The organism is Companilactobacillus nuruki (assembly GCF_002872255.1).
Lineage (GTDB): Bacteria > Bacillota > Bacilli > Lactobacillales > Lactobacillaceae > Companilactobacillus > Companilactobacillus nuruki.
Genome location: NZ_NIPR01000001.1, coordinates 54091 through 65721 on the forward strand (window position 1 = coordinate 54091; position 11631 = coordinate 65721).

Below are 11631 nucleotides of genomic sequence, written 5' to 3' on the forward strand. Positions count from 1 at the left end.
GCTTAATAATATATACAGACTGTATATATACTTCGTCAGAAAAGTTATTAACAGCTGTGGGTAATTTTGTGGATAACTTTTCTACAATGAATTTTCTACTTTTTATAGACTTATCCACAAGTTATGCACATTTGTGGATAAGTCTTGTTAATATGTTTTCTGAGAACTCGAAATAAATCACAACTTATTAAATTAATGTTCAAAAAAAGACGTGAAACTCGCATTTAACGGTTTCACGTCTTTTCTTAATTATTCAGATGTTTTCTTTGTTAAATGAACCTTAGCTGTCTTCAATTTTCCATTTCTGTAATATTGAACATTAACTGTATCACCAACTGAATGTGAATATAATGCTGTGTGTAAATCTGCAACCGATGTTACATTCTTGTCGCCCAACTTAACAATTACATCATATTTCTTCATACCGGCTGCTTTAGCAACAGATCCTGAGGTTGTGCTATAAACAACTACACCCTTTGTTACATTGCTTGGCAGTTTCAAACTGGATTGGGAATCATCTGTTATTTGATCAAGATCTAGGACCTTAATTCCCAGAGATGGTCTTTCAACTTTACCATTAGCAACTAATTGATTGATGATCTTCACAACTTCGTTACTTGGAATAGCAAATCCCATACCTTCAACCGATGAACCATCAGTACTTGATGCCAACTTCATAGAATTAATACCAATTATTTGACCAGCAGCGTTAACTAATGGTCCACCAGAGTTACCAGGATTGATGGCAGCATCCGTTTGAAGAACCGTTGCTTCACCTGTAGCTTGTCCAGTATTTTGATCCTGAGTTGTCACTGTTCTATTTGTAGCTGAAATAATACCTTGTGTTACTGTTGTGGCATATTCGCTACCTAATGGTGATCCAATAGCAATTACAGGGTCTCCAGGAGAAACGTTGTCAGAATTACCAAATGAGGCCGTAGCAGGCACTTTATCACCCGATATCTCCAATACAGCCAAATCAGTTGTTGTATCGGTACCAACTAATTTAGCGGGAACCTTCGTACCATCTTCAAGAATGATTTCGATTGAATCTGATCCTGAAACAACGTGATTATTAGTTACGATATAACCCTTGCCGTTTTGTTTAGCATAAATTACTCCAGAACCTTCGCTGTACTCTTGAAGATTACTGTTATTTGATGATGAATTTGCAGAGCCAGATGAATTGGAATCCGAATTATTATCGCTATTACCATTCTCATCAGCTTGTCCCTCTGTCTTTGAATCACTGGAGGATCCACTATCACCAAACAAATCACCAAAAATTGATGATAGACTGCCGTCATTAGAACTCTGTTCTTTTTGTTTCTGCAAATTAATAACTGAAACAACAGCTCCATTAACTTTCTTATAGGCTCCAGACATCGAGCTCGATGTATTGACCTTAGTATTACTTACTTGAGTCGTCCCGGACGTATTACCGGTACTAGCCGTATCAGAAGAATTATTATTAAAATATGTAAATCCTGCAAAGGCAATTACCACACCTAAAGCGGCAGAGATAAATGCCACAATACCCGTTTTAAGCAAAGAATTATTTCCGGAATTCATCTTTGAACCTCGCTTTTCTTCTCTTGATTCAGGTTTGTCATTATTATCATTATTCATCTAATTCACTTCCCCATATAAGCTATTTTAAATATAACGTTAAACTATGAAAAAATTATGAAAGTCTTATGATTTATTTATTAATTATAAAGTTATCAACGGATCAGCTATTGCTGGATCTGTATCATGAATCATAAAATCATGTCCCACACCAAAATCATGATCTTCCAAGACCTCAGTTACTTCATGGCGAGCAACCTTTTTAGTGTTATTTTCATGACTTAAATGTCCCAAATAAATCTGCTTGGTTTTATTGCCAATAACATCCATTAAAGTATGAGCACCATCTTCATTAGAAAGATGTCCTCTTTCACTCAAAATCCTTTGTTTCAACGGCCATGGATAAAAACCTTCACGTAACATTTCAACATCATGATTACATTCCATTAAATATCCATCTGCATTTTCAATCGTCTTCTGAATACGATCAGAAACATATCCCGTATCAGTCAAAATAACAAATTCCTTACCATTATGATAGAACTTATAAAACTGTGGATCGATTGCATCGTGAGATACAGCAAAACTTTCAATATCCAGATCATCCAAAGACATAATTTTATTATGTTGAAAAACATGAATTTCATCTTCAGGAATCTTGCCAATCTTTGGCATCATCGCTTCCCATGTTTTTTGATTGGCATAAACATTGAGATTATATCTTCTTGCCAAGACACCAACGCCTTTAATATGATCTGTATGTTCATGCGTCACAAATAAGGAATCAACAGTATTGATATCTTTACCAATACTTTCCATAGCTTCTTTAATTTTTTTACCTGACAACCCTGCATCAACTAAAACGTGATGTTTTGGTGTCTCGATATAAGTAGCATTACCAGAACTGCTGCTGGCTAAAACACTGATTTTCAAACTATCATCATTGGGCACTGTAATTATTATCTCCATTTGTTGAACTCTTAATTATATTACCAGTAAAAGCATTTACCTTCTTAGTGGTAACAACTTTACTATCTTTATTCTTAATTGTCACGAACCAAACTGGAATATAAATCGTACTATCTTTTGCTTCTAATAACTTAGTATAAGCCAAATTGGCGTAAGTGATCTTAGAATTGTTTGGTATTTCAGAATTGGCATAAAGATTAGTTATAACATCTTTTTCACTCTTAATTGTTTGTCTTTCATGTAAAATAATCATCGATTTAACATATGTTTGAGTATAACTTACAACCTCACCATCAGAAACCGTAAAGGCTAATTGAGCCGTCTTATCATAAATCTGACCGTGAGACTTATTTTCTACATAAATTATTTGAGACTTAGTCGATAACTGTGGTGAATATTTATACTCTTTACCAAATAAAACATTACTTTCTTTTTTGATAAATTTATCCATAATTTTGATTTTGTCAGCAGATGTTATAGCAATAGGATTGCTAAGAGTGCTTGTGAGACTGTGGTTAACGTCCTCATATTCGGCCTTTTGATTACGTAATTTTTGAACATTTTGAGCCAAGCTTTCATCTGGACGTGATCCCAAGTAATACGCATACCCTGTTTTTGTATCTAAGCTCCCAAAACTAATATTACGTTTTCTCATTTCAGCGACAGTTGATGTATTGGTACTGGTGCTACTAACCAATTGTTGACTATTGCGAAAAGACAAGAATAAAAAGATATCCAACGAGAAAAATACTATTAGGAATATAACTTCAATTCTTTTAAAATCCATCTATTCTTCCTCCGCAGACTCATTTGTCCATTCATCATATGGTTTCCAATGACCATCGATCTTAATGTAATATGTTGGTTTCAAATCAACAACCTTTTCATTGTCAGTTTCACTTTCCCATTGGTATCCAACCTCAAGCGCTTGAACATCATTAGGTGAATAACCTACATTTTGTAAACCTTTGAAAATTTCAGTTGTTGATTTTAATCTGGTCGATGCCTGATCCGAAGGAACTGGAACCTCAAGAACTTTGTTTAAGAAATGTTCAGTACTACCCTTTCGACTAAATTTGATTCTAATTGAACCAAATTGGCTCTTCTTGAAAATTGGAAAACCTTCAACATATTCACGGAAAACTAAATCTTTTTCTTTCCAATTAGCATTATATAAACGTAGGTTAGAAACTGAATTTTGTAAATTAATTATCTTTTGATAACCACGCTGCAGAAATGCCAACTGTGTCTTAGGAACTGATGTGTCTGTATAATCTTCGAAAGTCAATTCTTCGGTATTATGATCTGATACTAAACGTTTAGACTCTCCATAATTATAGGTATAAACTCCATTATCTTCTGATGTTACTAATCCGTTGGTATTAGAATCAAACAAAGCAGTCGTATATTCACCATCCTGTTTGCCACTAATTACATAAGAATATGTCTTTAGTTTGATTGGATCAACATAGAACGTGAAAACACCATGTTTCATGAGATTCAATCGGACCCTAAGATTAATATTAGCTTTTTTAACCAATTTAGTGATTGGTTCTGACGAAGCATTCTTAACCTTGGCTTTGTATACCGCATAATTATTATCATTAGCTAGATAAATATTTTGATCATTTTTGTTTTTTAAATTAATCAAAATACGATTAAATTGATCACTTTTTTCGTTCTTTAAACTATTGTTATCTAAAAGATATCCTAGTGTTCCGGTTGTAATTGCTGTTGGATAAACCATCTGAATTGTATCTTTACTTTGGATAAGCTTCTGATAATATGCTCCATTCTTCTTAGATACTAATTTAGGACTATTGATTTTCCAATCTTGCATTATTTTTTGAATACTTATCGAAATATTTTCATTGCTGTTATAAATCAAATGTTGATCTGTTGAATCATGCCAGATGACGGATGTGGGACTGATTACTTGATTCATTGGAATTTCATTCTTATTTGCTTCTGTTGACGAAACATCAATGTTTTGTCCTCGTTGGTATCGTGCAGTATTTGTCCAAATAAAGAAGGATAGGACAATACTGGTAATTACTGCAACGACTAGTAGCAACTGTACAATTAATCTACTAAACTTCATCCCATTCTCCTCCTGTTTCATTAGGATCGAATGGCAAGGAAATATAGAATGTTGATCCCTTGCCTTCAGCACTATTGACCCAAATTCTACCTTTATGTTGCTCAACAATTTCCTTAGAGATTGATAGACCTAATCCAGTACCACCTTGTTTTCTAGAACGTGCTTTATCAACACGATAGAATCGATCAAAGACCTTCTTGATATCCTTACGAGGAATACCTAGTCCCTCATCAGAGATACTGATAATAATATGCTTATTAGTCTCCAATAAGCGACAAGTAATAGCACCTCCATCTGGAGAATATTTAATAGCGTTATTCATAATGTTATCAATTACTTGGGTCATTTTGTCGGTATCAATTTCCACCCACAAATCCTTACTAGTAAAGATACGCTTTATTCGATAATTCTTAACTACCTTAGTATCGTCTTCTTTAGCATCCGCCTTCTCTTTTTTCAGCATCATATCAAAACGATCCAGAATATAGGAGAAGAACTCATTAAAGTTAACTAATTCCTTATCTAATTTCGAACGTCCTTGATCCATTCGAGATAGGCTCAAAAGATCCTTAATCATTCTAATCATACGATCAGTTTCTTCAGCCGTTACACCTAAAAATTGTGGGGCAAGTTTTTGATCTTTCCAAGCACCATTGTTTAAAGCATCAATATAGCTACTAATACTTGTTAGTGGTGTTCTTAACTCATGAGAAACATTGGAAACGAATTGACGACGTTCACTATCAATTTTTTGCTGTTCAGTAACATCATGTAGAACACAAACCATACCACTGATGAAACCACTATTTCTTTGAATTAACGAGAAATCAGCATTTAAAATTAATGAGTTATCATCACTGCCATCATATTCTTCATTACTATCATTAGTTTCAATGACCATTGGATCGGGACTTTCTAACAAATCATCAAAACTAGTTCGGTCCTGAATGCCCAAAACTTCAACTAATGGTTGACCGATGGCCTCATCTTCATCCTTATCTAAAAACTCCTGAGCCATTTCGTTAATAACCGTAATATTACCCAAACGGTTAGTAGCGATGACTCCATCCGACATTTGAGTTAAAACACTATCCAGCCTTCGTCGTTCTGACTCTGAATTTTCGGTCGCTTCTTCAACTTTAACTGATAGATCATTGACCGCCATCGCTAATTGTCCTAACTCATCAGGAGAATAAACACGAACCTGACCTGAGTAGTCACCTTCAGCCATTCGAACGGCTTGTTGTTTCATCTCATCAATTGGTCGCGTAATTGCACGTGAAATAAAAATAGCAATAACACCACCCAAAACTCCAGCTACTAATGATGCCGTTAAGAAAATCAAGATAATATTATTAATTCCAGTATAAACTGACTCCATGCTGGCACGAACATAAATAGCTCCGACAACTGTGCTATTATCAGGAGACGTCACTGGCACAATTGATTCATAGGAACTACCATTATCTTTCTCATAGTAAATCTGTGTGATTTTTTTATCAGTCTTGATACTTTGTTTGACATTATCTTTCAAAGTCTGCGTACCAATAACATTAGTTCCATCAGAGTCCTTTGCCCCAACAATAATTCCTGAACGATCAACCACTTGAACATCAGTAATATCTGTACTGACTCTTGAATAATCTTGAATCGCATTACCAATATTCTCACGAGTATGTTCATCATTATCAGTCAGATTTTCTGAAATTTGATTGAGTGTATATGCTGGCAGACTGACAGATGTTTCAAAGTTAGCAATATTTTGCTCTTCAAGTTGTCGCACAAAGTAAGCACCAATAATTTCAATTGTGACGATAAGAATTAAAATGAACGATAATCCAATTTTAAAATTGATTGAATGTAGAAAAACAAATCTATTTTTCAAAATAATTTCCACCTAAATAATACAGACTTAGTTATATTATACAGCTATGATGACAACAAAAAAACTGACTCGTTTTCAAATACGAATCAGTTCTTGTTGTTTTCTTATTTTAATTTTCAATGATGAAATTACTCTGAATCTGGATCGCGCAAGTAATAGCCAACACCACGGCGAGTCATTAACCATTCTGGTTGACTAGGATTATTCTCAATCTTTTCACGTAAACGTCTAACAGTAACATCGACTGTTCTAACATCACCAAAGTAATCATAACCCCAAACAGTTTGAAGTAGGTGTTCTCGCTTCATTACCTGTCCGATGTGTTGAGCTAGATAGTGCAATAATTCAAATTCACGATGTGTTAATTCAATTTCTTTACCATTTTTTGTTACTGTATATGCATCTGGGAGAATAGTTAAATCACCAATTTTTATCTCACTGCTCTTAGTATCTTCACTATTAGCATGAGTTTGTGTTCTCAAACGTGCCTTCACACGTGCAACTAATTCTCTATTAGAGAATGGCTTAGTGACATAATCATCTGCGCCAAGTTCTAGGCCAATAACCTTATCAATCTCGGTATCTTTAGCCGTTAGCATTATAATTGGAGTATCTTTAGTTTTTCTGATAGTTCTCGCTACTTCAAGACCGTCAATAACTGGAAGCATTAAATCAAGTAAAATTAGATCTGGATCGTCCTCATCTACCTTATCTAAAGCCTCTTGTCCATCAAAAGCAGTTATGACTTCGTAGCCTTCATTTTCCAAATTATACTTAACAATATCGGAAATTGGTTTTTCATCATCTACTACTAGAATTTTTTTAGCCATATATATATCTCCTTGACGTGAATATTATACTAGTTATTAGTTATTAAAACAAAAGCAGCATAAAGCTACCTTAATTTTTTTATGCTTTTTTTTAAAAAAAGCTTGTCATAAATTTGAGGCTTATGGTATGATATATCTCGTTGGTTGAGAGAGATACGATATCAACAACAAGATACATGGGTGGTTAGCTCAGCTGGCAGAGCAACGGACTCTTAATCCGTGGGTCTGGGGTTCGATCCCCCAACCACCCATAATATATCGCTTAACCGATTTTACAGGGTTTCAAAACCTTGATATTATCGGTTTTTTTATTGCTTTAATTTCATTATGTTTCATCTAATTTTATAGGTAAGTTACCACAGATTATCAAAAATATAATATACTGCTGGGACGGGAAAGGTTGCTAGTCATAGGACTAACAGTCTTTTTTATTTTGCAGATAATTATATTAACATCATTAGATTACTTATTACAGCAATTTGAATCAGATCGTACTATTAGGGATATTAATTCTTTTGAAATTACCAGGTATACCTTTCACAGCTGTACCCACTCGTAGATATGAATTTTTACTAAAAATTACACTTTAAGCTGCACCACGTTATTGACCCCATACTGTATTTGTTTATAATCATAAAAATTAGTTCCAGAAAAATACCAGTCTAGTAATTATTTATACTTACTAGACTGGTATTTTTATTATTTTTAAATCAAACTATTAACTATCTATTTCAATAATAATCGATCTATGAATCCATTCTCATTAAGACCCTAAACAAAAATCAATTTCTGAATCCTAATATCATATTCTCCAATTTCCCAATCAGCCGTTTCAAAGTGCATAGCTGAGGGAACCAAGGCAATTGTCTTTCCCGAATACTTAGCCAAAAATCGATCATAATAACCGCCACCAAAACCAACTCGATAATTAGAATCCTTTGCAAAAGCCAATCCAGGAACCAAAACTAGATCTGGTTCTTGATTAACTAATTTTTCATTATATTTTGGTTCTGGAATACCATAATCACTAACCACTAAGTCCTCATAATTAGTAAATGGTAAAAAAGCCATTTGTCGATGTGGCATAGTCTTTGGTAAATAGACCATTTTCCCATCAGACAGAGCCTTTTCAATAATAGGCTTAGTTGGAACTTCAAATAAATTACTAATCGTTGTAGCAATAGATTTGGATTGTTTCCATTCGGCAGTTTCTACCAATTTATCTAATAACTTGATACCTTCATCAGCCGTTGTAGATTTATTTTTACTCAATAGTTTTATCTGTTGTTTGCGTAATATCTTTTTATCTATGATTTCATCCCCCTAAAACTCTGTTACTAAAACCATACCCCATTCAATTGAATCTTCATAGAAAAATCATACATAAATTATCCGATATTCAAAAATTTTTATTACTATATAATTAACAATTAATTTGGAGGAAATTTTATGCTAAATTTAAAAAACATAACTCATAACAATCCTACAGATACTGGTGTAGTTATTGAAAATAAAGACCTAAACTCAAAAAGCAATCAAATTACCATTAAAATAAATAATTTTAAATATATCCCTAACGATGGGACACATTACCTTGTTTCTTTCCGTGGTGTAGGTCGTTCTAACAGACAATTTCATACATTAGAATTGCAAAACGTTCCTGATGAAAATAATTTACTTACTTTTAATTTTTCAAATTCAGATCATCTGAATAAAGACCTAAGCTTACTTACTCCTGGTGTTAGAGTAAAAGTTAGAGGTCCAATTGTTAATTCTACTAAGGAAGCCTGCTAATTAATTTAACAATTAGAATGGAATCTTTACTTGACCAATTGTATTATTAATAAAAAGTCAGAAAGAAGTCCTTCATATGTTATCCTACACAGTTACCTCCGATATCAAACTAGCTGTACCAAGACCCATCCTCGATGGTCCCAAATTATTCAAGTTATTAAACAGTGATCGTAAATTCTTCGGTTACTATTTACCTTGGGTAAAATTCACTAAAACTGCGACTGATGAAATCAAATTTCTTCAATCTACCAACAAACATCTTGGAACTGGTGACTCTTTAAACTTAATCATTTGGTTTAAAGAACAAATTGCTGGAATGATTAGTTTTAATCATTTTGAAAAATCTAGAAACAGCGCTGACATTGGTTATTGGTTAGGCAAAGATTTTCAAGGTAAGGGTATTATTACCCAAGCAGTCAAGGGACTATGTGACTTAGGATTTCAAGACTACGACTTAAATAGAGTTATTATTGTTGCCGCTATTGATAACAAACCTAGTAACGCCGTTGCCCAACATGCTGGTTTCCATCTTGAAGGGACTTTACGTCAAAATGAACCTTTGGATGACGGCTTTCATGATGAAAATATCTATAGTTTTTTGAAAGATGAGTGGAAATAATTATGGTCGACAAAATATATGAATTTCAAACTGTTATTCAAGCATCTCAAATTGGCAAAGATGGCGCTTTTGTTGAATTTCCTTATGATATCCGGCAAGAATTTGGTAAGGGACGCGTGAAAGTTCATGCCACCTTTGATGGAATTGATTATGATGGTTCGATAGTAAACATGGGTGTTAAACATGATGACGGCAGTATTTGTTACATTATTGGAATTTTAAAGGCAATCAGAAAAGAACTTAATAAAGATATTGGTGATACTGTTTTTGTTACCGTCAAGGAAGTTTGAATTTTGGTATTGAACCTGACGAAAAAGGGGCCTAACTTTGTTTTAAATAAAACAAAGTTAGGCCCCTTTTTCGTTCTTTTTATTCGATATTCTTCAATGTATCCGCCAAATGATCAAGACTATTAAAGAGATTTTTTTTATCTTCTTCTGACCAAGTACTTAATGCTCTTTCTATATTATCAAGTCGAGTTTTGTTTATTATTTCTGTTACCTGTTTACCATGTTCTGACAGACTGATAGAACGAATCCGTGCATCAATTTCATCATTCTTAGTTTTTATATAGCCTAATTTTTCTAACTTATCAATTTGACGACTAGTACTAGAATGACTCTTTCCCAGTACATTTGCCAAATCGCTAACATTGGTTGGTTGCATCCGACCAATCGTTACAAATAGCTGAAATGATGTTGCCTCTAAATTAATTCCAGCTTTTTTCACAAAAATTTTATCACGGTCCGTCCGATTAAAGAAAGTCACAATCGTAACTAAAGACTTAATTAGCTCTTCGTTCGACATTAATCAACCTCCACTACTACTCGTGGTGTCAATGGAGCATTCCAAGCCGCTTTAATATCTTCTAATTTAAAAGTTTTAGTCGGAATAGTAACTTGTTCTTGGGCTGCCCAAGCAAAGACTCCACTAATGGCTGAAATTACTTCCTTCATGGTGGCACTCTTCAAACCGCTCCCCAAAATTTCAATTGAAGAAGAACGTAAAATTGCCGATGGTAAATTAATATCCTTTTGTCCGCTTGAGGCACCAATGCTAACAAAACGTGTTTTTGTATGATCACCGAACTTTGCCACTGCCGTCATGATTGCTAAAGCACTATCACCCCAAAGATAATCTAAAACTACATCTACACCATCATTAATAATTGAGTTTAAATCAGATGTGAATTGTTCTGACCCATCAGATTTTGTCATATCAAATGAAATGGCACAGTCGGCTCCTAATTTGTTTAGCTTCTCTGCGTTCCGTCCTGTAACAATAACTTTTTTAGCACCTAAGTGGTAAGCAATCTTAACAGCCAAGCTCCCTGCACTACCAGTCGCCCCATTGATTAGTACTGTTTGTCCAGCCACAAAATGTGCTCGACTCACTAAAGCAACCCATGAAGACATTCCCGGATTAGCAATTGCTGCGGCAGTAACATCGTCAATTTCATCTGGCAATGGAATAATTAAATTTTTATTGACTAAAACTTGTTCTGCCAATGATCCAAAAGGAGCACTTGGAGCCGCAAAATAAACTCGCTTTCCATCTAATAAACCTACACCATCAGTCCCAGCAACAATTGGAAAATCTTGTCCTGAAGAATAATGCTGTCCCATTGCTCGCATCTTAGTTAAGTTACTTAATGCAGATGTTTTAACCTCAATTTTTACGTTATCGCCTGTAACAGTTGGTTCTTTGAATGTTGAAAAAATTGGTTGAGTTCCTTTTTCTGTAACGACAGCAGCTTTCATTTGTAATACCTCTTTTATATTATTTTTAAATTTATGTGCGTTTTGCATACAAATAAATTAACACAACTATGTGCATTATGCAAATAAAAAAGATAACCCATTTT

General features: G+C 34.1%; 12 protein-coding genes and 1 tRNA gene. 4 read left to right on the forward strand and 9 right to left on the reverse strand.

Annotation, left to right across the window (positions count from 1 at the left end; genetic code table 11):
- Window positions 1-249: 249 nt before the first annotated feature.
- From CBP76_RS00270 to yycF, 6 genes are all read right to left on the reverse strand, one after another.
- Complete coding sequence (locus CBP76_RS00270) at window positions 250-1629, reverse strand: S1C family serine protease (protein WP_102194925.1); 1380 nt, start codon at window positions 1627-1629, stop codon at window positions 250-252.
- An 84-nt stretch (window positions 1630-1713) separates the two neighbouring features.
- Window positions 1714-2538, reverse strand: coding sequence for an MBL fold metallo-hydrolase (locus CBP76_RS00275; protein WP_102194926.1), 825 nt, complete (start codon window positions 2536-2538; stop codon window positions 1714-1716).
- The gene (locus CBP76_RS00280; protein WP_102194927.1) at window positions 2510-3325 is read right to left on the reverse strand and encodes a two-component system regulatory protein YycI; all 816 of its coding nucleotides are present in this window, start codon (window positions 3323-3325) and stop codon (window positions 2510-2512) included. Before CBP76_RS00280 ends, CBP76_RS00275 begins: the two co-directional genes overlap by 29 nt.
- Window positions 3326-4639, reverse strand: a complete 1314-nt coding sequence (locus CBP76_RS00285) for a YycH family regulatory protein (protein ID WP_102194928.1) — start codon at window positions 4637-4639, stop codon at window positions 3326-3328. It abuts the gene before it with no gap.
- Window positions 4629-6524: a cell wall metabolism sensor histidine kinase WalK gene (gene walK / locus CBP76_RS00290; protein ID WP_102194929.1), complete on the reverse strand. Its 1896-nt coding sequence runs from the start codon at window positions 6522-6524 to the stop codon at window positions 4629-4631. Before walK ends, CBP76_RS00285 begins: the two co-directional genes overlap by 11 nt.
- A gap of 128 nt (window positions 6525-6652) precedes the next feature.
- Window positions 6653-7354, reverse strand: coding sequence for a response regulator YycF (yycF, locus tag CBP76_RS00295; RefSeq protein WP_102194930.1), 702 nt, complete (start codon window positions 7352-7354; stop codon window positions 6653-6655).
- Window positions 7355-7532: 178 nt separating this feature from the next.
- On the opposite strand from yycF, the gene CBP76_RS00300 reads away from it, so the two are divergent.
- Window positions 7533-7605: transfer RNA gene (locus CBP76_RS00300), tRNA-Lys, on the forward strand.
- A 520-nt stretch (window positions 7606-8125) separates the two neighbouring features.
- Here CBP76_RS00300 and CBP76_RS00305 read toward each other — a convergent pair.
- Window positions 8126-8668, reverse strand: a complete 543-nt coding sequence (locus tag CBP76_RS00305) for a 5-formyltetrahydrofolate cyclo-ligase (RefSeq protein ID WP_342746066.1) — start codon at window positions 8666-8668, stop codon at window positions 8126-8128.
- A gap of 135 nt (window positions 8669-8803) precedes the next feature.
- On the opposite strand from CBP76_RS00305, the gene CBP76_RS00310 reads away from it, so the two are divergent.
- The 3 genes from CBP76_RS00310 to CBP76_RS00320 all read left to right on the forward strand — a co-directional run bounded on the left by CBP76_RS00310 (window position 8804) and on the right by CBP76_RS00320 (window position 10057).
- Window positions 8804-9148, forward strand: a complete 345-nt coding sequence (locus CBP76_RS00310) for a hypothetical protein (RefSeq protein ID WP_102194932.1) — start codon at window positions 8804-8806, stop codon at window positions 9146-9148.
- A 76-nt stretch (window positions 9149-9224) separates the two neighbouring features.
- Window positions 9225-9767, forward strand: a complete 543-nt coding sequence (locus CBP76_RS00315; RefSeq protein WP_102194933.1) for a GNAT family N-acetyltransferase — start codon at window positions 9225-9227, stop codon at window positions 9765-9767.
- A 2-nt stretch (window positions 9768-9769) separates the two neighbouring features.
- The gene (locus CBP76_RS00320) at window positions 9770-10057 is read left to right on the forward strand and encodes a DUF1905 domain-containing protein (RefSeq protein WP_102194934.1); all 288 of its coding nucleotides are present in this window, start codon (window positions 9770-9772) and stop codon (window positions 10055-10057) included.
- A 79-nt stretch (window positions 10058-10136) separates the two neighbouring features.
- On the opposite strand, the gene CBP76_RS00325 is transcribed toward CBP76_RS00320, so the two are convergent.
- A complete protein-coding gene (locus CBP76_RS00325; protein WP_102194935.1) occupies window positions 10137-10574 on the reverse strand; it encodes a MarR family winged helix-turn-helix transcriptional regulator in 438 nt (145 codons plus the stop codon).
- Window positions 10574-11527, reverse strand: a complete 954-nt coding sequence (locus CBP76_RS00330; RefSeq protein ID WP_102194936.1) for a quinone oxidoreductase family protein — start codon at window positions 11525-11527, stop codon at window positions 10574-10576. The genes CBP76_RS00325 and CBP76_RS00330 overlap by 1 nt, the downstream gene beginning before the upstream one ends.
- Window positions 11528-11631: the final 104 nt, after the last annotated feature.

Excerpts from the sequence above, each read along its gene's own strand:
- CBP76_RS00280 (WP_102194927.1), bottom strand. The coding sequence starts at position 3,325 with ATGGATTTTAAAAGAATTGAAGTTATATTCCTAATAGTATTTTTCTCG.
- CBP76_RS00320 (WP_102194934.1), top strand. The coding sequence starts at position 9,770 with ATGGTCGACAAAATATATGAATTTCAAACTGTTATTCAAGCATCTCAA.
- CBP76_RS00270 (WP_102194925.1), bottom strand. The coding sequence starts at position 1,629 with ATGAATAATGATAATAATGACAAACCTGAATCAAGAGAAGAAAAGCGA.
- CBP76_RS00275 (WP_102194926.1), bottom strand. The coding sequence starts at position 2,538 with ATGGAGATAATAATTACAGTGCCCAATGATGATAGTTTGAAAATCAGT.
- CBP76_RS00330 (WP_102194936.1), bottom strand. The coding sequence starts at position 11,527 with ATGAAAGCTGCTGTCGTTACAGAAAAAGGAACTCAACCAATTTTTTCA.
- CBP76_RS00315 (WP_102194933.1), top strand. The coding sequence starts at position 9,225 with ATGTTATCCTACACAGTTACCTCCGATATCAAACTAGCTGTACCAAGA.
- CBP76_RS00325 (WP_102194935.1), bottom strand. The coding sequence starts at position 10,574 with ATGTCGAACGAAGAGCTAATTAAGTCTTTAGTTACGATTGTGACTTTC.
- yycF (WP_102194930.1), bottom strand. The coding sequence starts at position 7,354 with ATGGCTAAAAAAATTCTAGTAGTAGATGATGAAAAACCAATTTCCGAT.
- CBP76_RS00285 (WP_102194928.1), bottom strand. The coding sequence starts at position 4,639 with ATGAAGTTTAGTAGATTAATTGTACAGTTGCTACTAGTCGTTGCAGTA.
- CBP76_RS00310 (WP_102194932.1), top strand. The coding sequence starts at position 8,804 with ATGCTAAATTTAAAAAACATAACTCATAACAATCCTACAGATACTGGT.